This window comes from Streptomyces sp. NPDC049915 (assembly GCF_040656475.1).
Lineage (GTDB): Bacteria > Actinomycetota > Actinomycetes > Streptomycetales > Streptomycetaceae > Streptomyces.
Genome location: NZ_JBFAMH010000017.1, coordinates 58,583 through 80,572 on the forward strand (window position 1 = coordinate 58,583; position 21,990 = coordinate 80,572).

The following is a 21,990-nucleotide window of genomic DNA, read 5'->3' on the forward strand; positions in this document are numbered from 1 at the left end:
CGGCATGACGCGCTCCCGTCCAGCAGATGAGAAAGCGGACGGGAGCATTCAGGTTCGCCGGGGGCCCGGGTTCCGGCACCGGCCGACCCGCGGCACGGGTGGGACGCCGTCACCGCAGGTCACTTGACGCCGGTCAGATGGGCGAAGACGACCACGTTGCCGGTGTACCCGGTGCGCCGGCTGAACAGGCCCCCGCAGGTGATCACGCGCAGCTCCGGGCGCCGGGACGGGCCGTACACCTCCTTGTCCGGGAAGCCGGACTTGTCGAACACCCGCACCCGGTCCACGGTGTAGACGGCGGTACGGCCGTCCGCGCGCCGCACCTCGATGGTCCTGCCGGGCTTGACCAGGGCGAGCCCGGCGAAGACGGCGGGGCCCTTGGTGGTGTCGCGGTGCCCGACGGCGATCGCGGTGCCCGGCTCACCGGGCGTGGGCCCGCCCTGGTACCAGCCGACGAGTTTGGGCCGGTCGACCGGGGGCGTCTGCAGTTCCCGGTCCCCGTCCAGCCGCAGTCCGGTGACCGGTGCGTCGATCCCGAGCGACGGGACGCGGAACATGGTGGGCCGGGACCGGGGCAGCGGGCCGGTCGGGGGTGTGGGGCGGGCCCGGACGCGGGCCACCTTGGGACTGGGCCGGGGACGGACCGCCGTGGGGCTGCCGCTGGGGCGGACCGCCGGCGGACTACTGCGGGGCGGGGCCGTCCCGGCGCCGTCGCGCGCGTCCGGTGCACCGGCGCCACCGGGCGGCGCGCCCGCGACCGCCGCCGTGCCCGGCGCGCCGGCCTGCGCCGGGGCGGCCGGGTGGTCGTGTCCCGAGCACTGGACCCCCACCGTCACCAGGACGACCGTCAGTACGGCCGTCCTGGTGAGGCGGTAGGCACGAGTCCGGTACCACGGCCTGCGTCTGCGCCTAGGCGGCACCATGGTTGCGCCGGCGCATCATCCGGAAGTACACCGCGGCACCGACGGCGACCACACCGACGCCCGCCGCCGCGGTCACCGGCGTGTAGGCGGCCGCGGTGTCGACGAGCCCGCCGCCGCCCGCGTGCACGCCGCCGCGCGGCCCGTTCTGGTCGTGGCCGCCCCAGGCAGCGTCACCGCGCTGCTCGCGGTCCTCGATCTGGCCGGGGCCGTGCCCCCGGTTGCCCTTCTCGGGGCACCTGACGCGGAAGATCTTCTCCTTGGGCGTCCCGGCGATGATCCAGGTGAGCCTGTACTGGCCGTCGGCCAGCCCGAGCACGTCGGTGTGCCCGGCGCCGCCGGCCAGCGGGATGGTGCCGGTGGTGGTGGCGGCGGTGGGCAGCGGGGGCTGCGCCTCGATGGTGTAGGCCACGGTCGGCAGCCCGTCGAAGTTCACCGCGTCCAGGTAGAACTTGCAGACCACGGGGTCTTCCTTGGAGACGCCGTACGGCACGCGCTCGCTGTGGATCCGGATGTCGCCGTTCTCGCCCTGAGCCACTGCGGCCGGCGCCGCGACCCATGACGCGCCGGACGCCGCGAGGGCGGTGAGGACGACGGCGGCGCCAGCGCGGGAGCCGAAGGGACGTGGAAGTGTCAGGGTGGGCATACGGTTCCTCCGAGTCAGGACGATTTTCATACAAATCGCTCTTTCGTCCTGGACTCTGCGACACGCGGCCGACAGATCACGGGAATGCGCCCGGCGCGTCGTCAGATATCGCTCGTGCGGCGCAGCCGGGACCGCTTGCGCACCTTCGCCGAGGTCTCCCCGCTACCGTCGGACCGGGTACCGCCGCCCGGGGCCCGCAGCGCGACCCCCGCCGACACCAGCAGCAACGCCCCGAGCATCACGAACGGCGCCGCCACTCCGGCGACCCCGGCGACCAGGCCCGCCGCGGCGGGCGCGGCCACCTGGCCCAGCCGGTTGCCCGTCAGCCGCAGGGCGAGCGCGGTGGAGCGCGCGTCGTCGGGCGCCGCCTGCACGACGGTCGTCATGGACAGCGGCTGCCCCACCCCGAGGCAGAACCCGAGCACGACGAGCGTCACGCCGAGCGCCCACACCGGCAGCGGCAGCGCGATCCCGGCGCACAGCACGCCCGCCGACAGACAGGTCACCGTCAGCAGCAGCGTGCGGCCGAGCAGCCGCAGCAGCGGTGTGAGCACCAGACGGCAGGCGATGGTGGCCGCCGCCCGCAGCGAGAGCAGGACACCGATGACGCTCGGCGCGATGCCGCGGTGCTCGCCCACCACCGGGAGGTAGGCGGTGAGGACGTCGGTCGCGGACAGCACCGCGAGGCTGACGAGGATGCCCGCCGGAACGCCCCGCGTGCGCAGGATGCCCCGCACCGGCACCGGTTCCCCCCGCTCGGTACGGGACGTGGGCGCCGTACGCCCGTGCTCGATGCGCCACAACGACGTGAACGCGGCCGCCGCGCCCGCGCCCGCGGCGAGCAGCGCGCGGGCGCTGCTGCCGGCCATGTCCGCGCCGCCGATCAGGGCGCCGGCGGCGACCGGGCCGACGAGCTGGCCGAGGGAGGCCCCGATGGTGAAGTGGCCGAAGTTGCGGTCCTGTTCGTGCGGGGCGGACTGGCGGGCGACGAGCGACTGGGCGCCGATGACGAAGCAGAGGTGGCCGAGGCCCATCACCCCGCTCCACACCGCCATCGCCCACAGCGACCCGGCGAGCCCGCTGAGCGCGCAGCCGCCGGCGATCAGGACCACGCCGGCCGGCAGCAGCGGTGCGCACCGGCCGTGGTCGGTGCGGCGGCCGAGCGGTACGGCGGCGAAGAGCGGCAGCAGCGCGTACACACCCGCGATGACGCCGACCGCCCGCTCGTCGGCGCCCAGCGCGAGGGCCCGGTAGGAGACGGCGGGCCGGGCCATCGACACCGCCCCCTGCGCGAAGCCGAAGGCGATGACGAGGCGGAGCAGCCAGCCGCGGTTCCCACCGGGCGCCATGGGTTCTTCCTCCGTGAGGGGTCAGATGATGCCGAACAGGACGGCCGCGCCGAGCACCACCAGCGAGGTCAGCGCGGCCCACTTCACGACGAACCGGGTGTGGTCGCCGAACTCGACCTTGGCCATGCCGACCAGGACGTAGACGGCCGGGACGAGCGGGCTGGACATGTGCAGCGGCTGGCCGATGATCGAGGCGCGGGCGACCTCCACCGCGGAGACCCCGTGCGCCTGGCCCGCCTCGGCGAGGACCGGCAGGATGCCGAAGTAGAAGCCGTCGTTGGACATGAAGTACGTCAGCGGGATGCTCAACAGGCCGGTGACGAAGGCCATGTGCGGGCCCATGCCGTCGGGGATGTTGTGCACCAGCCACTTGGCCATGTGGTCGACCATGCCGGTGCCCTGCAGGACGCCGGTGAACACGGCGGCGGCGAAGACCATGCCGGAGACGTTGAGGACGTTCTCGGCGTGCGCGCCGATCCGGGCCTTCTGATCCGGCATGTGCGGGAAGTTGACGGTCAGCGCGAGCGCGGCGCCGAGCAGGAACAGCACCGGGATCGGCAGCAACTCCATGATCATGGCGGTGAGCAGCGCGACCGTGAGGAGCGCGTTGAACCAGTACAGCTTGGGGCGCAGGGTGGCGCGGTGCGGGTCGAGGCCCTGGAAGCCGTCGTCCTCGGACTCCTCGGGAAGGTCCGCGCCGCCACCCGAGCCACCGGTGACGGCCTTGGTGCCCTTGGTGCCCTTGCCGGTGCCGGTGCCCGCGCCCACGAGGACCGTCTCCGGCTCGGCGGGCTCCTCGACGAGCACCTCGTCCAGCGTCAGCACGCCGAGCCGCTTGCGCTCGCGGCGGCCGAGGACGTAGGCGAGGGCGAAGACGAACAGCAGGCCCATGGCCAAGGCCGGGATCATCGGTACGAAGATGTCACTGGCGTCGAGCTTCAGCGCGGTCGCCGCGCGGGCGGTGGGGCCGCCCCACGGCAGCGTGTTCATCACGCCGTTGGCCATGGCGGCCACGCCGGTCATCACGACCAGGCTCATCTTCAGGCGCTTGTACAGCGGGTACATCGCCGAGACGGTGATCATGAAGGTGGTCGAGCCGTCGCCGTCCAGCGACACGATCGCGGCGAGCACGGCGGTGCCCACGACGATCCGCAGCGGGTCTGCTTTGCAGAACTTGAGAATCCCGCGCACGATCGGGTCGAAGAGCCCGACGTCGATCATCACACCGAAGTAGACGATCGCGAACATCAGCATCGCCGCGGTGGGGGCGAGGCCGGTGACTCCGTCGATGACGTAGTCGCCGAGCTTGGCGCCCTTGCCCACGAAGACACAGAACAGTGCCGGTATGAGCACGAGCGCCGCGATCGGCGACATCTTCTTCAGCATGATCAGGACCAGGAAGGTCGCGATCATGGCGAAGCCGAGGATGGTCAGCATGAGTGGATACCTAACGTTCGCCCTTGAACATCCCACCAGGGGCCGGCGGTGCGGACGACGTTAGGTCGCGTCAAACAGCGTTAACAAGACGTTGACACGCGAGCAATAAGCGCAAAACTCCAGGTCACAGCTTTGCTCAGGTCAGCTGGGTGAGCTTTTCGGTCACGGCGGACACCTCGACGGGCACGCCGTTGAGGACCGCGTTGCCGGACAGCGGGTCGAGCAGGCTGCCGTCGAGGAGCTGGTTGACGTTGGCGCCCGGGTCGGCGGCGGCGTGGCTCTGCCGGGTGCCGGGGCGGTCGTGTCCCCAGCCGTGCGGCAGGCTGACGACGCCGGGGCGGACCGCGTCGGTGACTTCGGCGGGCGCGGTGACCTCTCCCCCGGCGCCCTTGATGCGTACCGCCGCTCCGTCCCGCACTCCCAGGCGTTCGGCGTCCTCGGGGTTCAGGTGCAGGGTGCAGCGGTTGGAGCCGCCGGTCAGGGCCGCGATGTTGTGCATCCAGCTGTTGTTGGACCGCAGATGGCGCCGGCCGACCAGGACCAGCCCGGTGGCCCGCTCGCGCAGGGCCGCCCGGAGCCGGGGCAGGTCGCCGGCGATCGGCGCGGGCAGCAACTCGACCTTGCCGCTGACCGTCTTCAGCGGCTGCGGCAGGCGGGGCCGCAGCGGGCCGAGATCGATGCCGTGCGGGTGGGCGAGCAGCTTCTCCAGCGTCAGCCCCTCGGGCTGTGCGCCGAAGCCGTCGCCGTAGGGGCCGAGGCGCAGCATCAGGTCGAGCCGGCGCTCGGGACCGTTGTCGCCGGTGAGCAGTGCGGCCAGTTCCTTCGGGTCGCGGCCGTGCACGGGCGAGTGCGGGTCGCGGACCGCCTTGGTGAGGGTCTGGTCGATCACCATCGCGTCCACCGCGGAGGGCTCGGCGCCGTGCTTCCCCGAGCTCTCGGCTTCGCTCGAGCTGGGGAGACCCCAATCGCTCGCGGCCAGGATCAGCCGGGCGAGGATCTCGGTCTCGGCCATCCGGTCCTGCTCCAGCGGGACGGCGGGACGGGTGTAACGGACCTGGTTGCGCACGGCGAGGGTGTTGAAGGCGAAGTCGTGGTGCGGGCTCTGCGCGGGCGGGGGTGGCGGCAGGACGACGTCGGCATGGCGCGAGGTCTCGTTGAGGTACGGGTCGACGCTGATCATGAAGTCCAGCGAGGCCAGGGCCTTGTCGAGACGGTCGCCGTCGGGGGCGGACAGGACCGGGTTGGCGGCGATCGCGATCAGCGCGCGGACGGGTGCGCCGTCCTCGGTCGCGGTGTCGATCTCCTCGGCCAGCGCGGACAGTGGCAACTCGCCCTTGGCTTCCGGGTACTTGCTGACGCGGGAGTGCCAGCGGCCCAGCTCGAAGCCGCGGCCGGGACCGGCCGGTCGGGGCGCCTTGTCGGTGGCGGCCTGCGGGAAGAGGGCACCGCCGGGGCGGTCGAGGTTACCGGTGAGGATGTTGAGGACGTCGACGAGCCAGCTGCCGAGCGTGCCGAACGGGACGGTGCAGCTGCCGATGCGGCCGTAGACGGCGGCGGACTCGGCCGCGGCCAGTTCGCGGGCCAGGGTGCGGATGACGCCGGCGTCGATGTCGCAGGCGGCGGCCGCGGCTTCCGGTGTGAAGTCCCTTGTCGCGTCCCTGAGTTCCTCGACGCCCTGGAGGTGGGCGGTCAACTCGCCGAGCTGCACGAGCCCTTCCTCGAAGAGGACGTGGGCCATCGCCGCGAGCAGCAGGGCGTCGGTGCCGGGGCGGATGGCGAGGTGCCGGTCGGCGAGCCGGGCGGTGCGGGTGCGGCGCGGGTCGATCACCGTGAGCGTTCCGCCGCGGGCCTTGAGGGCCTTGAGCCGGCCGGGGAAGTCGGGGGCGGTGCACAGACTGCCGTTGGACTCCAGCGGGTTGGCGCCGAGGAGCAGGAGGTGGTCGGTGCGGTCCAGGTCGGGGACGGGGATCAGGTTGGCGTCGCCGTAGAGGAGGCCGCTGGAGACGTGCTTGGGCATCTGGTCGACGGTGGACGCGGTGAACAGGCTGCGGGTGCCGACGGCGGCGATCAGGACCGGCGGGTAGAGGCCGCCGGCCATGGTGTGCACGTTGGGGTTGCCGAGGACGACGCCGACGGCGTTCGGTCCGTGCCGCTCGACGACGGGCCGGAAGCCCGCGGCGACGGCGTCGAAGGCTTCCTGCCAGGTGGCTTCCCGCAGTTCGCCGTCCCGGCGGACCAGCGGGGTGCGCAGCCGGTCGGGGTCGGAGTCCACGGCACCGAAGGAGGCGCCCTTGGGGCAGATGAACCCCTTGCTGAACACGTCGTCGCGGTCGCCGCGGGCGCCGGTGACCTGGGTGCCCTCGATGGTCAGGGTCAGCCCGCAGGTGGCCTCGCACAGGGGGCAGATTCGCAGGGCGGTGCGGGGCACGGGTCCTCCACGGGGTGCGGCGCGGCGGCACGGCGTCGCGACGTTACGGCGTCATCGCTGACGCGCGGACGCGGCCGAGCATACCGAGCGGTATGCCCGAAGGGGAGGGGTGCGGTGGGGGACTTCTCGGGGGGCCTGTTCTTCGTCTGCGGGTTTCGTCGTGGTTGCTCGCGCAGTTCCCCGCGCCCCTTATGCGCCTGCGGCGGCCCGCTGTCCGGTGGCCGGTTGCGGCAGCGCCCGCGGTCGTCCGTGGGCCGGGGCACACCGCCGCTCAGTCCAGGACCCGCCCCAGGTACGCCCGCAGCAGTTCCCGGGTTTCCGTGATGATTCCCTCATCGCCCTGAGGGTTCATCCGGAACGCCAGGTGGACCAGCGCGTCGGCTGTCTCCACGGCCACCAGGAAAGTGCGGCGCAGTGACTCGTCCGGTTCGCGGCCCAGGAAGCCCGCCAGCAGGTCCGTCAGCCGGCCGGCGACCCGCAGGTTGGGCTCGGCGTGCGCGGTGCCGATGGGTATCTGATTGCCGAAGTCGACGAGGGAGAAGCCGGGTGCCGTGCGCTTCATGGCCAGGTACTCGTCCAGCACCGCGTCCGTCGCCGCGCGCCAGTCGCCCCGGGCGACGCCCTTGAGCCGCTCGACGGCCCGCTCGGTGTAGCGGTCGAGGTTGCGCTGCGCGAGCGCGTCGGCCATCTGCCGTTTGTTGCCGAAGAACCGGTAGACCGAGCCGATGGGCACGCCGGCGCGCAGCGCGACCGCACGGGTGCTCAGGGCGTCGTAGCCGACCTCGTCGAGCAGGTCGGCGCATGCGTCGAGGATCCTGGTCAGCCGTTCGGCACTGCGCCGCTGGACGGGCGCACGGCGAAGGGATGTCGCGTCGGGCACGGGCATCATGATGCCTTTCCGCCGGGGTCCGGTGAACCTCGCCCCCCGGTACGCACGGAAGCGCCGCCACCGCTCATCGTGGGACGCCGGAACCCGTCGCGTCTCACCGCCGCACCGCGCCTGCCGGCACCGCGCCCCGCACCAGGGGACCCGGGGCACCTCCCGACGCCGTGATGTCCGCCGTGCTCTGCACCGCCTTGCCGTCGACCGCCCAGACCGTGCCGTCGTCGGCGTAGAGGCGGACCGTGACGTGGTGCAGGCCGTGCGGGACCAGGTGGGCCGGCAGGCGGTACGTGGGCGTGCGCAGATCGGCGACCCGGTGGCCGTCCACGGACAGGCGGGCCGTGCCGCGCCCGGCCATCGCCTCGGCCCTCGTACCGGCCGGCGAGAGGCGGAAGCGGCGCAGTATCAGCCGTACGTCCCACGTGCCGCCGGTGCGGGGCTGCACCTCGACGCCCACCTCGGGGGCGTGTTTTGCGCCGATCTCGCGATAGTGCCGCCCCTCCTCGTCCGTGTCGTCGAGGACCTTGCCCACCGGCCGGGTGGTGTCCCCCGTGCCCTGTTTCTCCCGGCTCCGAGCCTCGCCCGAGCCGCAGCCCGCCGATGCGAGAAACAGCAGGACAGTGACCACGAGCGCGGCGAGAAGCCCACGCCTCCATGCCATGTCCGGGAGCGTAGAACAGCCGTCCGGCCCGCCGGATCCCCCTGAGGTCGGGTTCCGGCCGTAGTCCTCCGGTAGGGCCGGTATCCCTCTTGCGCCCGCGAAACCGCAATCCTACGGTAATACATAGGATTCCGGTCGCCGGAATCCGACGATGCAAGAGCAGCGCACACAAGAACAGCGCAAGGGAGCGATGTGCATGAGCGGGGACGCGCGCAAGATTGCCGAGGGGCTGACCTACCTGTCGGGATTCGGCAACGAGCACAGCTCGGAGGCCGTTCCGGGCGCCCTGCCCGTCGGCCGCAACTCGCCCCAGCGCGCCCCCCTCGGGCTGTACGCGGAGCAGCTGAGCGGGACGGCGTTCACCGAGCCGAGGGCGCACAACCGCCGCTCGTGGCTGTACCGCATCCACCCCTCGGCCGCCCACCCGGCGTTCACCCGTACCGGAAACGGCGCGCTGCGCACGGCCCCGTTCACGCAGACCGCGCCCGACCCGAACCGGCTGCGCTGGAACCCGCTGCCCGAGCCGGGGCCCGAGACGGACTTCCTGGCCGGCCTGTGGACGCTCGGCGGCAACGGCGACGCCACCCAGCGCACCGGCATGGCCGTGCACCTGTACCACGCCAACGCCTCCATGAACCGCGTCTTCAGCAACGCGGACGGTGAGCTGCTGATCGTGCCGGAGCGCGGCGGGCTGCTGCTGCACACGGAGTTCGGCATGCTGCACGCGGAGCCCGGCCATGTGGCGCTGATCCCGCGCGGGGTGCGCTTCCGTGTCGAGCTCCTCGACGCTGTGCCCGATGGCGGGCCGGCCGCCCGCGGTTACGTCTGCGAGAACTACGGCGCGCCCTTCCGCCTGCCCGACCTCGGCCCGATCGGCGCCAACGGCCTGGCCAACGCCCGGGACTTCCAGGCGCCGGCCGCCGCGTACGAGGACGTCGAGGGGCCGGTGGAGGTGGTGAACAAGTTCTGCGGCAACCTGTGGCACGCGACGTACGACCACTCGCCGCTGGACGTCGTCGCCTGGCACGGCAACCTTGTGCCGTACGTCTACGACCTGCGCCGTTTCAACGTCATCGGGACGATCTCCTACGACCACCCGGACCCGTCCATCTTCACGGTGCTGACCTCCCCCAGCGACACTCCCGGGCTGGCCGGTGTCGACTTCGTCGTCTTCGCGCCGCGCTGGCTGGTCGGCGAGGACACGTTCCGGCCGCCGTACTTCCACCGGAACGTGATGAGCGAGTACATGGGCCTGATCGAGGGCGCCTACGACGCGAAGGCGGAGGGCTTCGTTCCGGGCGGTGGCTCGCTGCACAACATGATGTCGGCGCACGGGCCGGACCGGGACACGTTCGAAAAGGCGAGTGCGGCCGAGCTGAAGCCGCAGAAGCTCGACGACGGCCTCGCGTTCATGTTCGAGACCCGCTGGCCGGTGACGCTCACCCCGCACGCGGCCCGCGCGGACCACCTCCAGCAGCGCTACGACGACGTCTGGCAGGGCCTGGAGCGTCACTTCCGGACACCTTCGTGATCCGGTTGCAGTGACCCCGCCCCGACCGGTACGGATGGCCCCGTGACCTCCTTCGCCCCGGATTCCGTCGTCCTGAACCGCAAGCTGCCGCTGTGGTATCAGGTGTCGCAGTCGCTGCGTGCCTCGATACTCGGCCGCTCGCCCCAGGACCCGCTGCGCCTGCCCACCGAGGAACAGCTGGCCGGGCACTACGGCGTCAGCGTGCTGACCATGCGGCAGGCGCTGAAGGAGCTGGAGGAGGAGGGGCTGATCACCCGGCACCGGCGGCGCGGCACGTTCATCGAGCCCGCCGCCCAGCGGGGCGCCCCGGTGCGGCTGCTGGGCTCGGTGGACGCGATCGTGGCCCAGCAGTCCGGCATGGTGACCGAGCTGCTGGAGCACGGCCACGGTCCCGTGCCGGCCGAACTCGCCGATTTCTTCCCGGAGCTGACCGAGGCGGCGACGTACCACCGGCTGCGCAGCGACGAGAAGACGGGTGAGCCGACCAACCACGCCCGCAACTGGGTGCGGCCCGAACTGGCCGCCCGCATCGACCCCGAGGACCTGACCCGCTGGCCGATGACGAAGGTGCTGCGGGACGTCGTGGGCGTGGACATCAGCCGGATCACGGACACCGTGGAAGCCCGGCTGGCCGACCCGGAGACGTCCCGCCTGCTCCAGGTGCCGCTGCTGAGCCCGATCCTGCACTACACCGGCATCACCTACGACCAGCAGGGGCGGGTGCTGGACGTGGTGGTCATCCACTACCGCGGCGACCGCTTCTCCTTCACGGTCACCCTCGAGGCCCACTGAGCGCGTCGTACGATGCCCGGCGTGACGTACGACGACGTTCCGTTGCTGGCGGACCTCATGCCGTGGTCCGTCGCACCGCCGCGACTGGGGCGCAGCTGGCCGGCGGGCCCCGACGCCGCGTCCCTGAAGGCCCGCTGGGACGCCCTGCTGAAGGCCGCCGTCCCCGACCGCGAGGCGCTGTTCGGGCCGACGCGGGCGCGCACCCTGCACTCGGCGGTCGGGCAGCTGCCCGGGCAGCGGGCCGGTACGCAGAGACTCGCGCGGGCGTCGGGGCCGTGCCCGGAGCCGGTACGGGCGCTGGTCGCACCGTTCGACGAGCAGTGGCTGATCCCCGACCACCGGCTGATCGACGCGGCCCGGCCGGAGCTGTGGCGGGTGGCGGACGAGCGGCAGGTGTTCGTGGCCGAGCTGCCGGACGCGCTGCTGGCCACGTCGTGCTTCCCGCTGCTGCGGGGCGCCCGGGTGCGCCCGCTGTACCGCCGCCCGGGCGGCACGGAACCCAACCTCGCGCCCGGTCTGGCGGCCCATCTCGCCGGGCGCCTGGGCCACCCGGTCACCGCGCCGGACATCCTGGCCTGGACGCTCACGGCCGTCCGGCCCGACCGGAGCGTCCCCCTCACCGACGACCCCGGGCTGTGGGCGCGCGGGGTGGAGCTGGGCCGGCGGGCGCTGTGGCTGATGCGGCGCGACGGTGAGCGGCCCAGGCTGCCCGGCGGCCGCCGCCCGTACGTCCGCGCCCCGCTGCCGTCCCGTCCGCTCACGCTGGACTACGACCGCGACGAGGAGGCCCTGCACCTGGGGGACGGCCGTGTCGCGCCGGTGCCGACGGCGGCCTGGGACTACGAGGTGGACGGCGTCCGGGTGCTGGAGCAGTGGTTCGCGGCGCGGGTCGCGGAGAGCGAGCCCGGCACCCTGGGCGCGATCCGCCCGGCGACGTGGCCGCAGGCGTGGACGTCGGAGCTGCTGGAGCTGATCACCGTCCTCGCGCTCCTGGCGGACGTCCGCTCCCAGCGGGAGGACTGGGAGATCTCCTCGGCCGTGACCGCCTCAGAGCTGCGCGCCGCGGGAGTCCTGCCGGTGCCGGCGTCGGCGCGCCGCCCGGCCTCCGTCCTGGACCACCAGGAGGAGGGCCCGGAGGGCCAGTTCGCGCTGCTCTGACTAGTCGGGGGGCTCGAACGCGTCCAGCACCCGCCCCAGCGCCCGCTCGAACACCGCCTCCAGGTCGATCGGCCCGGCGTCCTCCATGAACGCGGCCGCCATCCGCGGGTACGCGCCGCTCGCCACCTGGGCGCCCAGGTAGGCGATCCGTACGGCGGTCTCCTCCTCCGGGGACCAGGGCAGGGCCCGGGTGCGCTCCGCGGTGGCCAGTTCGTTCGCCGTGTAGGTCGTCACCACGCCGTTCAGCATGGCGATGAGCTCCATCTTGGTGCCGTACGACGCCGGCAGCGGGTCCAGGCAGGCCAGGCAGTGCTCCAGATAGCGCAGGGCGTTCGGGCTGAAGCCGTAGACCGGCGACATCAGGCGCGGCACCCAGGGGTGGCGGTGCATCAGCGCGCGCGTCTGGTGGGCGACCCGGAGCATGTCGGCGCGCCAGTCGCCGCTCGGCTCCCACAGCTCGTGCTCGGCGCTGACCGCGTCCACCATCAGCTCGTACAGGTCCTCCTTACGGGGGACGTAGTTGTAGAGCGACATGGTGCCGCAGCCCAGTTCGGCGGCGACCCGCCGCATCGACACCGCGTCCAGCCCCTCGGCGTCGGCGACGCGCACCGCGGCCTCGGCGATGCCGGCCCGGGTGTACGCCGGCCTGGGACCGCGTCCGGTGCGCTCGGGGCGCGCCCAGATCACTTCGGGTACGGCCGCTCGGCCCGCCATCGATCATCACCTCGCTCCCCATCGTAGTTACGTACACCGTACGTAGTGCGCTATGGTCATGCCATGACTTCTACGTACGCTGTACTCAGTGAAGGTCTGGAGAAGCGCTTCGGGGAGGTGCGGGCCCTGCGCGGGCTCGATCTCGCGGTGCCCGCGGGCACGGTGTGCGGCCTGCTGGGGCCGAACGGGGCGGGCAAGACGACGGCGGTGCGGCTGCTGACCACGCTGCTGCGCCCCGACGCCGGCTCCGCCCGGATCGCGGGGCACGACCTGGTCCGCGAGGCGGAGGCGGTGCGCCGCCGGATCGGCGTCACCGGGCAGTACGCGTCGGTCGACGGGGACCTGACCGGGCGCGAGAACCTGCGGCTGTTCGCCCGGCTGCACCGGGTACGCGGGCCGGCCGCGCGGGCCGGCGAGCTGCTGGAGCGCTTCGGGCTCGCCGAGGCCGCCGACCGCCCGGCGTCCACCTACTCGGGCGGCATGCGACGCCGCCTGGACCTCGCGGCGAGCCTCGTGTGCCGCCCTGACGTGCTGTTCCTCGACGAGCCCACGACGGGCCTGGACCCGGCCAGCCGCAACCGGATCTGGGACGCCGTGCGCGAGCTGAAGAGGCAGGGCACGAGCGTGCTGCTGACGACGCAGTACCTGGAGGAGGCCGACCAGCTCGCCGACGACATCGCCCTGGTCGACCGCGGCCGGGTCGCGCACACCGGCAGCCCGGCCGAACTGAAGGCGCTGATCGGCGCCCAGGCCGAGGTCGTCGTCGCGGACCCGGACGCGCTGATGCGGGCGGCTGCCGTGCTCGACGGGCTGACCGGCGCCGAGCCGTCCTTCGACCACGACCGGCAGGCCGTGGCGGCGGTCACCCGGGACGCCACCCTCACCCTGCCCCGCCTGGTGCGCGCACTCGACGCGGCCGGCGTGCCGCTGCTCGACGCGGGCATCCGGCCCCCCACCCTCGACGACGTGTTCCTCAGGCTCACCGACCGGACGGAGGCCGCGGCATGACCGCACTGGTGTACGACGGAAGCGCGATGGTGGGCCGGCAGCTGCGCCGACTGCGCAACAACCCGGGCCTGCTGGTCCTCACCCAGACCATGCCGGTCACGATGCTGCTGTTCTTCGGGTACGTCTTCGGCAGCGCGCTGGCGATGCCCGGCGCGCAGTACCGCTCCTTCCTGGTGCCGGGGCTGCTGGTGGCAACCGCCGCGAACGGGCTGATGACCGGCATGTTCCAGGCCGCGCAGGACGTCCACCGGGGCGTGACGGACCGCCTGCGCACCCTGCCGGTGAGCCGGGCCGCCGTACCGCTCGGCCAGGCGGCCGCCGATCTCGCCGTCACGGCCGCCGGGACGGTGCCCTTCCTGCTGGTCGGGCTGCTGGTGGGGTGGCGGATCGAGGGCTCGCCGCTGCAGGCGGCGGGCGCGCTCGGGCTGCTGCTGCTCTTCCGGTTCGCCTGTTCCTGGGCGGGCATCTTCCTCGGGCTGCTGAGCCGCAGCGAGGAGGCGGCCGGGCAGCTGGGCAGCGCGACCTTCATGCTGCCGCTGCTGTCCAATGCCTACATTCCCGTCGACGGCATGCCCGGCTGGTTGCGCACGCTCGCCGAGTGGAACCCGATCAGCGCGGTGACGACGGCCCTGCGGGACCTGTTCGGCAACGCGCCCGTGCCCGAGGGCGCTGCCTGGCCGGTGGCGCACCCGGTGGCCGGCTCGCTGGCCTGGTGCGCGGTGCTGCTCGCGCTGTTCGCCCCGCTCGCGGTGCGCCGGTACGCGCGCGGGGAGAGCTGAATCACTGCTGACAAAGCAGGGGCGGCGGGTCATGATCCGGTCCATGGACCAATTCCCGCCGCCCCTCGAGGGCATCACCGTCGTCGCCGTCGAGCAGGCCGTCGCGGCCCCGTTCGCCACCCGTCAGCTCGCCGATCTCGGCGCCCGGGTGATCAAGGTCGAGCGGATCGACGGCGGTGACTTCGCGCGCGGCTACGACACCGCCGCGCGCGGTCTGGCCTCGCACTTCGTGTGGTGCAACCGCGGCAAGGAGTCCATCGCGCTGGACCTGAAGGACCCGCGCGGCCTCGCCGTCGTGAGGCGACTGGTGGCCCGGGCGGACGTGTTCGTGCAGAACCTCGCGCAGGGCGCCGCGGCCCGGCTCGGCCTGGACGCTGCCACGCTGTGCGCGCTCCACCCGCGGCTGATCGGAGTGGACATCTCGGGATACGGCGCGAGCGGCCCGTACGCGGACAAGCGGGCGTACGACATGCTCGTGCAGTGCGAGGCGGGGCTGGTGTCGGTGACCGGTACGCCGGAGCAGCCGGTGAAGGCGGGCATCCCGGCGGCGGACATCGCGGCCGGGATGTACGCGTTCTCGGGCGTGCTGGCGGCGCTGGTGCGGCGCGGGACGACCGGGCGGGGCGGCCCGGTGGAGGTGTCGATGCTGGAGGCGCTCGCCGAGTGGATGGGCCACCCGCTGCACCACGTCCTGCACGGCGGTACTCCTCCGGCCCGCACCGGTCTGGCGCACGCCGTCATCGCGCCGTACGACGCCTACCCTACGGGTGACGGCGGGCGGGTGCTGCTGTCGGTGCAGAACGACCGGGAGTGGCGGCGACTGGCCGAACAGGTCCTGGAGCGGCCCGAGTTCGGGTCGGATCCGGAGTTCGCGACGAACGCCGCGCGGGTCGCCCGCCGGGAGCGGACGGACGAACTGGTCGGCGCGGCACTGGCGAAGCTGGACACCGACGAGGCGCTGGCGCGGCTCGAGGCCGCGGGCATCGCCTGCGCGCGGTTGCGGGACCTCGCGGAACTGGCGGAGCATCCGCAGCTGGCGGCCCGTCAGCGGTGGCGTGAGGTGGGTTCGCCGGTCGGACCGCTGCGGGCGCTGCTGCCCCCGATCACGCTGCCGGGCGGGGCGGAGCCGCGGATGGGGGACGTGCCCGCGCTCGGCGAGCACACCGGGGCGGTGCTGCGTGCCGTGGGGATGACGGACGACGAGATCGCAGCGCTGCGCCGGGACGGTGTGGCCGCCTGAGCGCGAACCTCAGTGCCGGTTGCCGCCGAACAGCGAACGGCGCAGCCGGCGCAGCGGGGCGAACAGCGAGACGCCGCTCACCCGCGACCGCCTGCCGGTACCGCTGCGGGCGGTGTCACGTGTCGTCAGTTCCCGCATGAGCGAGGTCGCCTCGACCGTCTCGCGTTGCGGTATGGCGGGGCCGCCGAGCACCGAGAGGTGGCGGTCCAGGCGCGAACTGGTCGCGCTGCTCCCGCAGGTGATCGCAGGGACCCTGGCCCTGCTGCGCACTGTTATCTGATCCATGTCACTCCCCACCCGTACGAGTCCACCCGGCCCGGGCAGGCTAACCCTATCGCCCCGGTGAGGCACTCGTGTATCGCGGCCACAGGATTCACCTTCCCCGTAAGGGGGTTGACGATGCCATCGTGATTACTCTCCGAATCCGAGCGAATCCAGGGCGAGTTGGACAACCGGCTGACTGGTGGGCTGCGCCGAACCGCCGTCCGGTTCGACGGTCACAGCGAGTGATGTCGACGGCCGGGTGAGGCCGGACGCGACCAAGGGCGTGTCGCCGTCGATCAGCCCGAGGGAGCGGGGCTGTGCGCCGGGGCGCATGAGCCACAGCTGCCGGACGCGTCCGGCGGGCGGGGTGCCGTATCCGCGGAGCGTGATCACCGCCCGCCGCTCGGATACGGAAGCGATCACTCCGATCGTGCGGCCGTACACGTCCCGCCCGGTCGCCGACCGCGCGTCCGGCGCGGCCAGAACGTGGGCGATCTCACGCGAGCGGTCCCGCTCGGCGGCCAGCCGGTCCCCGGTCCGCTCGGCCTGGACGGCGAACAGCGAGGCGACGACGAGCGCCGCGGCGGCGGTCGCGGTGGCCAGCGGCACCAGCAGGGGGCGCGGCCGGGGCGCACGGGAGCGCGCCGGAGGCGGCTGCGTCCCCCACACGTGCGGGGGCAGCCGGGGCGCGTGGGCAGGGGCCGGTGCCGGTTCCTGCGGGGTGGCGCGTACGGCGGCCAGCACCCGTTCGCGCAGCGCGGGCGGCGCCGGGGCGGCCGCGGACCAGGCGAGCCGGACGGCGTCCTCGGCGAGGTCGCGCACCTCGGCGGCGCAGCGGGGACAGCGTGCCAGGTGCTTCTCGAAGCGGACGCGCTCGGCCGGTTCGAGGGCGTCCAGCGCATAGGGAGCGGCGAGCGAGTGGGGAGCGTTACGCCCCGCGAGGCGTCCGAACAGGCTCACAGGGCACCCTCCGGGAGGGAGACGATCCGTACGCGGTGGGTCATGCCGTCCCCCCGAGGCACTCGCGCAGCCGGGTCAGGCCGTCGCGCATGCGGGTCTTGACCGTGCCGAGCGGCAGCGACAGCCGGTCGGCGACCTCGCGGTAGGTGTAGCCGTCGTAATAGGCGAGGGTGACCGACTGACGCTGAAGGGCCGTCAGACGGTCCAGGCAGCGGCGCACCCACTCGCGTTCGAGACCGGCCTCGACCTCCTCGGTGACCTGGTCGAAGTCCGCCCGGGCGGCCCGCAGGGCCTCGCGCCGCTCGCGTTCCCCGGATGCGCGGGCGCTGCGCACCCGGTCCACGGCCCGGCGGTGGGCGACGGTGAGCACCCAGGCCAGGGCGCTGCCCCGCCGGGGGTCGAACCGGGCGGCGGACCGCCACAGTTCGATCAGCACCTCCTGCGCCACCTCCTCCGCCTGCGCCGCGTCGCGTACCACTCGCCGCACCAGCCCGAACACCGGCCCGGAGACCAGGACGTACAGCTCCTCGAAGGCCCGTTCGTCACCCCCGGCCACGCGCAGCAGCAGCTCGTCCGCCGCCACCCGGTCCCCCTCTCGCCGGCCGCACCGGCCCCGTCCCCGCACACCAGGCATTCGCACCGAACGCACCTCCGGACGGAAGGTACGGATCGCGGGGGCGAAAACGCGGGTCGGGCGGGTGCCGAAACAAATCCGACGCCGGACCAATCCGGTGGCGCCCGCGCTGCGAATGGAGAACGTCAGGCAAGTCGGCACCCAGGACGGACGGTATGGCACCCATCTCCAGCAGTGGCCGGACGCGCGGCCCTCTCGCGGCGCTGATGTGCGCGGCGCTCGCGGCCGCCGGGCTCGCGGCAGCAGGCACCAGCGCGCTGGCGCCGCACGCGGCGTACGCCTCGAGCCACCGCGAGGCCCCGCTGATCTCGGGCACCCCGCAGTACGACAACACGGACCTGTACGCGTTCGTCAGCCCGGACCGGCCGGACACGACGACGATCGTCGCCAACTGGATCCCCTTCGAGGAACCGGCGGGCGGCCCGAACTTCTACCCCTTCGCGGAGGACGCCCAGTACGACCTGCACATCGACAACGACGGTGACGCGCAGGACGAGTTGCTCTTCCGCTACACGTTCACCACGCACACCAAGAACAAGGACACGTTCCTGTACAACACCGGTCCGGTCGACAGCCTCGACGACCCGGACCTGAACGTGACGCAGACGTACGACGTCGACCTGATCCGGCTGAAGCACCAGCACATGGCGTCGAAGACGAAGATCGCCGACGATGTGCCGGTGGCGCCGTCCGACGTCGGCAAGGCGTCCATGCCCCACTACGGCACGCTGCGCGACCAGGCCGTGCACAAGCTGCCCAATGGAGCGGTGACGTTCGCCGGGCAGGCGGACGACCCGTTCTTCCTGGACCTGCGCGTCTTCGACCTGCTGTACGGCGGGAACCTGTCCGAGGTCGGCAACGACACGCTCAAGGGCTACAACGTCAACTCCATCGCCCTGCAGGTCCCCACCGCCATGATCACCGAATCGCCCCACCAGCCGGTCGTCGGCATCTGGTCCACCACGCAGCGCAAGAACGCGCGCGGCCACTGGGCGCAGGTCTCACGGCTGGGCAACCCGCTGGTCAACGAGGTGGTCAACCCGCAGAAGGACAAGGACACGTTCAACGCCTCCTCGCCGTCGGAGGACGCGCGGTTCCTGAAGAACGTCACCCACCCGGAGCTGCCCAGGCTCATCGAGGGGATCTACAAGATCAAGGCACCGGCCGAGCCGCGCAACGACCTGGTCGACGTGTTCCTCAAGGGCGTCCAGGGCCTCAACCAGCCGCCGCACGTCACGCCCGCCGAGGAACTGCGCCTGAACACCTCCGTGAAGCCTTCCATGCACCCCAAGCGGCTCGGCGTCCTCGACGGGGACAACGCGGGCTTCCCCAACGGCCGCCGGCTGACCGACGACGTGATCGACGCCGCGCTCCAGGTCGTCGAGGGCGAGCTGGTGGGCTCCAAGAACGACCTGGGCGACGCGGTCGACGCCAACGACAAGGAGTTCGGCCACTCCTTCCCGTACCTGGCCGAGCCGAGCGAGGGGTCACGCGGACCGGTCGCCCAGGGCACGAGCGGCGGTGCGGACGTGCGCAGCCAGCTGGGCGACGCGCTCCAGCCCGCCGGGAGCGGACGGAACACCACCCTGATCGCCGCGTCCGCCGCTTCGGGCGCCGCCGGGGTCCTGCTGATCGGCACCGCTGCGGCGTGGTGGCGCCGGCGCGTGCGGCGGCCGTACTGATGCGCGGACCCGGACGGAGAGGACCTCGCCGCTGATGGACGACAAGAGGACCCACAGGCCGAGGCTGCGCTGGATCGCCGGGTGCGCGGCGCTGCTGGCCGTGGCGCTGACCGGAGGGAGCGTCGCGCTGGGCGGCGCACGGGACGGCACGGGGGTGAGTGCCGCCGCCGCGCCCGGCGCCGCGATCTCGCCGGCCCTGCTGCGCGGCGGCGACCTGGACGGAAGCGTCAAGGCGCTGCAGGCCGGGCTGCGCGCCCAGCCCCGGGACTTCACCGGCTGGGCGACCCTGGGGCTGGCGTACGTCGAGCAGGCGCGGACCACGGCCGACCCCTCCCGCTACCCGGAGGCGGCCCAGGCGCTGCGCCGCTCCCTGGCCCTGCGCCCGGGCAACGACGCCGCCCTCGCGGGCCGTGCCGCCCTGGCCGCGGCCCGGCACGACTTCGCCGGCGCCCTCGCCGACGCCGACCGCGCCCTCACCCGGAACCCCTACAGCGAGCGCGCCCTGTGCAGCCGCATCGACGCACTCGTCGAACTCGGCCGGTACGACGAGGCGGCGCGGGCCGCCGACACGGCGGACGCGCGGCGGCCGGGAGTGCCGGTGTTCACCCGGTACGCGTACGTGCGGGAGTTGCGGGGCGACGTGGCCACGGCCCGGCGGGTCCTGGAGCAGGCCCTCGCCGCCGCGACCGCGCCCGGCGACGTCGCCTACGTCGCCACCCAGCTCGGCCAGCTGGCCTGGAACCAGGGCGACCACGCCGGCGCGCTGCGGCACTACGCCCGCGCACTGGCCGCCGACGACGGCTACCTTCCGGCCCTGGAGGGCCGTGCCCGCGCCCAGGCCGCCCTCGGCGACCGCGCCGCCGCGATCCGGGGTCTGGAACAGGTCGTCGCCCGGGCCCCGTTGCCGGGTCCGCTCGTCGCGCTCGGCGAGCTGTACGAGGACCGCGGCGACCGGGCGCGGGCGCGCGCGCAGTACGCCCTGGTCGACGCCTGGACCGCGCTGGCCCGCGCCAACGGGGTCGACGCCGACCTCGACACCGCGCTCGCGGCCGCCGACCACGGCGACCGGGCGGCGGCCCTGCGCGCCGCACGCGCGGAGTGGGCCCGTCGCCGCACGGTGCACACCGAGGACGCGCTCGCCTGGGCGCTGCACGTCAACGGGCGGGACGCCGAGGCCCTGCCGCACGCGCGGCAGGCCCTCACCACGGGCTACCGCAACGCCGTGTTCCTGTACCACCTCGGGATGATCGAGCGCGCCACCGGGCACCGGGCCGAGGGGGACGCCCACCTGCGGGCAGCCCTGAGGCTGAACTCCGGTTTCTCGCCGCTGGGTGCGCGTGCGGCGCGTGCGGAGGTGACCCGGTGAGGCGCCTGATGTACGGCGTGGTGAGGCGCCCGGTGTCCGGCCCGGTGCGGCGCCTGCTCCTGCCCGGCGCCGCCGTGCTGATCGCCGCCGGTGCCGTCACCCTGCTGACCGCCCCGGACGCCGGCGCCCATCCCCTGGGCAACTTCACCGTGAACCGCTACGACGGCCTGGTCGCCGCCCCGGGCGAGCTGCGCGTCGACCACGTCGAGGACCTGGCCGAGATCCCGGCGGCCCAGGCCGGGCCGGAGATCGAACGGCTGGGCCTGACCGGCTGGGCCCGGGCCCGGTGCGCCGCGGCGGCACACGGCAGCGGCGTCACCGTGGACGGCCGCCGTCTCGCCCTCGCCGTCGGACGCGGCGTGGCCCGGGAACGGCCGGGGCAGGCGGGCCTGCGGACGCTGCGGGTGGAGTGCCGGTTCACCGCTCCCCTGCCCCAGGGCCGGGCCGTGGCCGTCGCGTTCCGCAGCGCCGGTCCCACCTCCGGGCCGGGCTGGCGGGAGATCACCGCGCGGGGCGACCGGATGACGCTCACCGCGTCCGACGTGCCCCAGGAGTCCTCCTCGCACGGACTGACGCGCTACCCGCGGGAGTTGCTCTCCTCGCCGGCCGACACGACGACCGCGGCCCTGCGGGTGCGGCCCGGCGGACCCGCCCTCGCCGCGGCCGGGCAGACGGGGGACGCACCCGCCGCCTCCGTACTGCCGCGGGGCGCCGACCGCTTCACGCGCGCGCTGGACGGCCTGGTCGCCCGCCATGACCTGACCGTGGGCTTCGCCGCCCTCGCCCTGCTCGTCGCGGTCGGTCTGGGCGCGCTGCACGCGCTCGCGCCGGGCCACGGCAAGACGGTGATGGCGGCGACGGCGACCGCCCGCGGCGGCCGGGCCCGGCTGCGGGACGTCCTGCCGCTCGCCGCGTCCGTCACCGTGACCCACACGCTCGGCGTGGTCGTCCTGGGCCTCCTGGTCGCCGCGGGCTCCGCGGCGGCGCCCTCGGTGATCGCCTGGCTGGGCGTCGCGAGCGGCGCCCTGGTGACCGCCGCGGGTGTCACCCTCGTACGACGGGCCTGGCACGACCGCGGGCACGGCCACGATCACGCTCACCCCCACCAACACGATCACCCCCACGACCACGACCACGACGACCAACACGGTGAGCACGATCACCCACGCCCCGGCCTGCGCGGCACGCTGCTGCTCGGCTTCGCCGGGGGGCTGGTGCCCAGCCCGTCGGCCGTGGTCGTACTGGTCGGCGCGGCGGCCCTGGGCCGGGCGTGGTTCGGACTGCTGCTGGTCGTGGCGTACGGCGCCGGCCTCGCGCTGACGCTGACCGCCGCCGGGGTGGCCGTGGTCCGGCTGGGCGGCACGGCGGCGCGCGTTCTGGACCGGCGTCCGCGCTGGGCCGGCGGCGCGGCGGCGGCGCTGCTACGCCGGGCGGCTCCGCTGGGGTCGGCGTCCGTCGTGGTGGCGCTGGGGGCCGGATTGGTGCTCAAAGGGGCGGCAACGGCCCTCGGGTGAGTTACTTTCATGAAGGAGCAGGGA

20 protein-coding genes are annotated in these 21,990 nt (G+C 73.6%); 9 read left to right on the forward strand and 11 right to left on the reverse strand.

Annotated elements, in window-relative coordinates; genetic code table 11:
- Positions 1-119 precede the first annotated feature (119 nt).
- From AB0J12_RS26255 to AB0J12_RS26285, 7 genes are all read right to left on the reverse strand, one after another.
- Entirely contained in the window at positions 120-923 is an 804-nt protein-coding gene (locus AB0J12_RS26255) for a class F sortase (RefSeq protein ID WP_363266865.1), read from the reverse strand.
- Entirely contained in the window at positions 910-1,566 is a 657-nt protein-coding gene (locus AB0J12_RS26260) for a hypothetical protein (RefSeq protein WP_363266866.1), read from the reverse strand. The genes AB0J12_RS26255 and AB0J12_RS26260 overlap by 14 nt, the downstream gene beginning before the upstream one ends.
- Before the next feature lie 101 nt (positions 1,567-1,667).
- Entirely contained in the window at positions 1,668-2,915 is a 1,248-nt protein-coding gene (locus AB0J12_RS26265) for an MFS transporter (protein ID WP_363266867.1), read from the reverse strand.
- A 21-nt stretch (positions 2,916-2,936) separates the two neighbouring features.
- Complete coding sequence (locus tag AB0J12_RS26270; RefSeq protein WP_363266868.1) at positions 2,937-4,352, reverse strand: citrate:proton symporter; 1,416 nt, start codon at positions 4,350-4,352, stop codon at positions 2,937-2,939.
- A gap of 136 nt (positions 4,353-4,488) precedes the next feature.
- Complete coding sequence (locus AB0J12_RS26275; protein ID WP_363266869.1) at positions 4,489-6,780, reverse strand: molybdopterin oxidoreductase family protein; 2,292 nt, start codon at positions 6,778-6,780, stop codon at positions 4,489-4,491.
- 271 nt (positions 6,781-7,051) lie between these two features.
- Positions 7,052-7,669 carry a TetR/AcrR family transcriptional regulator gene (locus AB0J12_RS26280; protein ID WP_363266870.1) on the reverse strand — a complete coding sequence of 206 codons (618 nt, stop codon included), beginning with the start codon at positions 7,667-7,669 and terminating at the stop codon, positions 7,052-7,054.
- Between the two features lie 94 nt (positions 7,670-7,763).
- Complete coding sequence (locus AB0J12_RS26285) at positions 7,764-8,324, reverse strand: hypothetical protein (RefSeq protein WP_363266871.1); 561 nt, start codon at positions 8,322-8,324, stop codon at positions 7,764-7,766.
- A 196-nt stretch (positions 8,325-8,520) separates the two neighbouring features.
- On the opposite strand from AB0J12_RS26285, the gene hmgA reads away from it, so the two are divergent.
- From hmgA to AB0J12_RS26300, 3 genes are read left to right on the forward strand one after another with little or no spacing between them, the layout of a single operon-like run.
- The gene (gene hmgA, locus AB0J12_RS26290) at positions 8,521-9,855 is read left to right on the forward strand and encodes a homogentisate 1,2-dioxygenase (protein ID WP_363266872.1); all 1,335 of its coding nucleotides are present in this window, start codon (positions 8,521-8,523) and stop codon (positions 9,853-9,855) included.
- A gap of 42 nt (positions 9,856-9,897) precedes the next feature.
- Complete coding sequence (locus tag AB0J12_RS26295) at positions 9,898-10,647, forward strand: GntR family transcriptional regulator (protein WP_363266873.1); 750 nt, start codon at positions 9,898-9,900, stop codon at positions 10,645-10,647.
- A gap of 12 nt (positions 10,648-10,659) precedes the next feature.
- Positions 10,660-11,805 (forward strand): type ISP restriction/modification enzyme, encoded by a 1,146-nt coding sequence (locus tag AB0J12_RS26300; RefSeq protein WP_363266874.1) that lies wholly within the window; start codon positions 10,660-10,662, stop codon positions 11,803-11,805.
- On the opposite strand, the gene AB0J12_RS26305 is transcribed toward AB0J12_RS26300, so the two are convergent.
- Entirely contained in the window at positions 11,806-12,519 is a 714-nt protein-coding gene (locus tag AB0J12_RS26305) for a TetR/AcrR family transcriptional regulator (protein WP_363266875.1), read from the reverse strand.
- Positions 12,520-12,582: 63 nt separating this feature from the next.
- Between AB0J12_RS26305 and AB0J12_RS26310 the strand changes: the two genes are divergently transcribed.
- Genes AB0J12_RS26310 through AB0J12_RS26320 form a run of 3 tightly spaced genes read left to right on the forward strand, consistent with a single transcriptional unit; the run spans position 12,583 to position 15,546 of the window.
- Positions 12,583-13,527 carry an ATP-binding cassette domain-containing protein gene (locus AB0J12_RS26310; RefSeq protein WP_363266876.1) on the forward strand — a complete coding sequence of 315 codons (945 nt, stop codon included), beginning with the start codon at positions 12,583-12,585 and terminating at the stop codon, positions 13,525-13,527.
- Positions 13,524-14,306 (forward strand): ABC transporter permease, encoded by a 783-nt coding sequence (locus AB0J12_RS26315; protein ID WP_363266877.1) that lies wholly within the window; start codon positions 13,524-13,526, stop codon positions 14,304-14,306. The genes AB0J12_RS26310 and AB0J12_RS26315 overlap by 4 nt, the downstream gene beginning before the upstream one ends.
- A 43-nt stretch (positions 14,307-14,349) precedes the next feature.
- Positions 14,350-15,546: a CaiB/BaiF CoA-transferase family protein gene (locus AB0J12_RS26320; protein ID WP_363266878.1), complete on the forward strand. Its 1,197-nt coding sequence runs from the start codon at positions 14,350-14,352 to the stop codon at positions 15,544-15,546.
- A 9-nt stretch (positions 15,547-15,555) separates the two neighbouring features.
- Here the strand turns inward: AB0J12_RS26320 and AB0J12_RS26325 are convergent, their stop codons facing one another.
- The 3 genes from AB0J12_RS26325 to sigK form a co-directional block, all read right to left on the reverse strand.
- The gene (locus AB0J12_RS26325) at positions 15,556-15,831 is read right to left on the reverse strand and encodes a hypothetical protein (protein ID WP_363266880.1); all 276 of its coding nucleotides are present in this window, start codon (positions 15,829-15,831) and stop codon (positions 15,556-15,558) included.
- Positions 15,832-15,957: 126 nt separating this feature from the next.
- Entirely contained in the window at positions 15,958-16,770 is an 813-nt protein-coding gene (locus AB0J12_RS26330; protein ID WP_363266881.1) for an anti-sigma factor, read from the reverse strand.
- Between the two features lie 40 nt (positions 16,771-16,810).
- The gene (gene sigK, locus AB0J12_RS26335) at positions 16,811-17,353 is read right to left on the reverse strand and encodes an ECF RNA polymerase sigma factor SigK (protein ID WP_363266882.1); all 543 of its coding nucleotides are present in this window, start codon (positions 17,351-17,353) and stop codon (positions 16,811-16,813) included.
- Between the two features lie 206 nt (positions 17,354-17,559).
- On the opposite strand from sigK, the gene AB0J12_RS26340 reads away from it, so the two are divergent.
- The 3 genes from AB0J12_RS26340 to AB0J12_RS26350 are packed head-to-tail and all read left to right on the forward strand — an operon-like array spanning position 17,560 to position 21,966.
- On the forward strand, positions 17,560-19,086 hold the full coding sequence (locus AB0J12_RS26340) for a DUF4331 domain-containing protein (RefSeq protein ID WP_363266883.1): 1,527 nt from the start codon (positions 17,560-17,562) through the stop codon (positions 19,084-19,086).
- The gene (locus AB0J12_RS26345; protein WP_363266952.1) at positions 19,046-20,452 is read left to right on the forward strand and encodes a tetratricopeptide repeat protein; all 1,407 of its coding nucleotides are present in this window, start codon (positions 19,046-19,048) and stop codon (positions 20,450-20,452) included. Before AB0J12_RS26340 ends, AB0J12_RS26345 begins: the two co-directional genes overlap by 41 nt.
- 8 nt (positions 20,453-20,460) lie before the next feature.
- A complete protein-coding gene (locus tag AB0J12_RS26350; protein WP_363266953.1) occupies positions 20,461-21,966 on the forward strand; it encodes a nickel transporter in 1,506 nt (501 codons plus the stop codon).
- The last annotated feature ends 24 nt before the right edge of the window (positions 21,967-21,990 follow it).

Coding starts and splice junctions, on each gene's coding strand:
- AB0J12_RS26270 (WP_363266868.1), bottom strand. CDS start 4,352: ATGCTGACCATCCTCGGCTTCGCCATGATCGCGACCTTCCTGGTCCTG.
- AB0J12_RS26325 (WP_363266880.1), bottom strand. CDS start 15,831: ATGGATCAGATAACAGTGCGCAGCAGGGCCAGGGTCCCTGCGATCACC.
- AB0J12_RS26305 (WP_363266875.1), bottom strand. CDS start 12,519: ATGGCGGGCCGAGCGGCCGTACCCGAAGTGATCTGGGCGCGCCCCGAG.
- AB0J12_RS26285 (WP_363266871.1), bottom strand. CDS start 8,324: ATGGCATGGAGGCGTGGGCTTCTCGCCGCGCTCGTGGTCACTGTCCTG.
- AB0J12_RS26320 (WP_363266878.1), top strand. CDS start 14,350: ATGGACCAATTCCCGCCGCCCCTCGAGGGCATCACCGTCGTCGCCGTC.
- AB0J12_RS26265 (WP_363266867.1), bottom strand. CDS start 2,915: ATGGCGCCCGGTGGGAACCGCGGCTGGCTGCTCCGCCTCGTCATCGCC.
- AB0J12_RS26280 (WP_363266870.1), bottom strand. CDS start 7,669: ATGATGCCCGTGCCCGACGCGACATCCCTTCGCCGTGCGCCCGTCCAG.
- AB0J12_RS26340 (WP_363266883.1), top strand. CDS start 17,560: ATGGCACCCATCTCCAGCAGTGGCCGGACGCGCGGCCCTCTCGCGGCG.
- hmgA (WP_363266872.1), top strand. CDS start 8,521: ATGAGCGGGGACGCGCGCAAGATTGCCGAGGGGCTGACCTACCTGTCG.
- AB0J12_RS26260 (WP_363266866.1), bottom strand. CDS start 1,566: ATGCCCACCCTGACACTTCCACGTCCCTTCGGCTCCCGCGCTGGCGCC.
- AB0J12_RS26255 (WP_363266865.1), bottom strand. CDS start 923: ATGGTGCCGCCTAGGCGCAGACGCAGGCCGTGGTACCGGACTCGTGCC.
- AB0J12_RS26300 (WP_363266874.1), top strand. CDS start 10,660: ATGCCCGGCGTGACGTACGACGACGTTCCGTTGCTGGCGGACCTCATG.
- AB0J12_RS26310 (WP_363266876.1), top strand. CDS start 12,583: ATGACTTCTACGTACGCTGTACTCAGTGAAGGTCTGGAGAAGCGCTTC.
- AB0J12_RS26350 (WP_363266953.1), top strand. CDS start 20,461: ATGTACGGCGTGGTGAGGCGCCCGGTGTCCGGCCCGGTGCGGCGCCTG.
- AB0J12_RS26315 (WP_363266877.1), top strand. CDS start 13,524: ATGACCGCACTGGTGTACGACGGAAGCGCGATGGTGGGCCGGCAGCTG.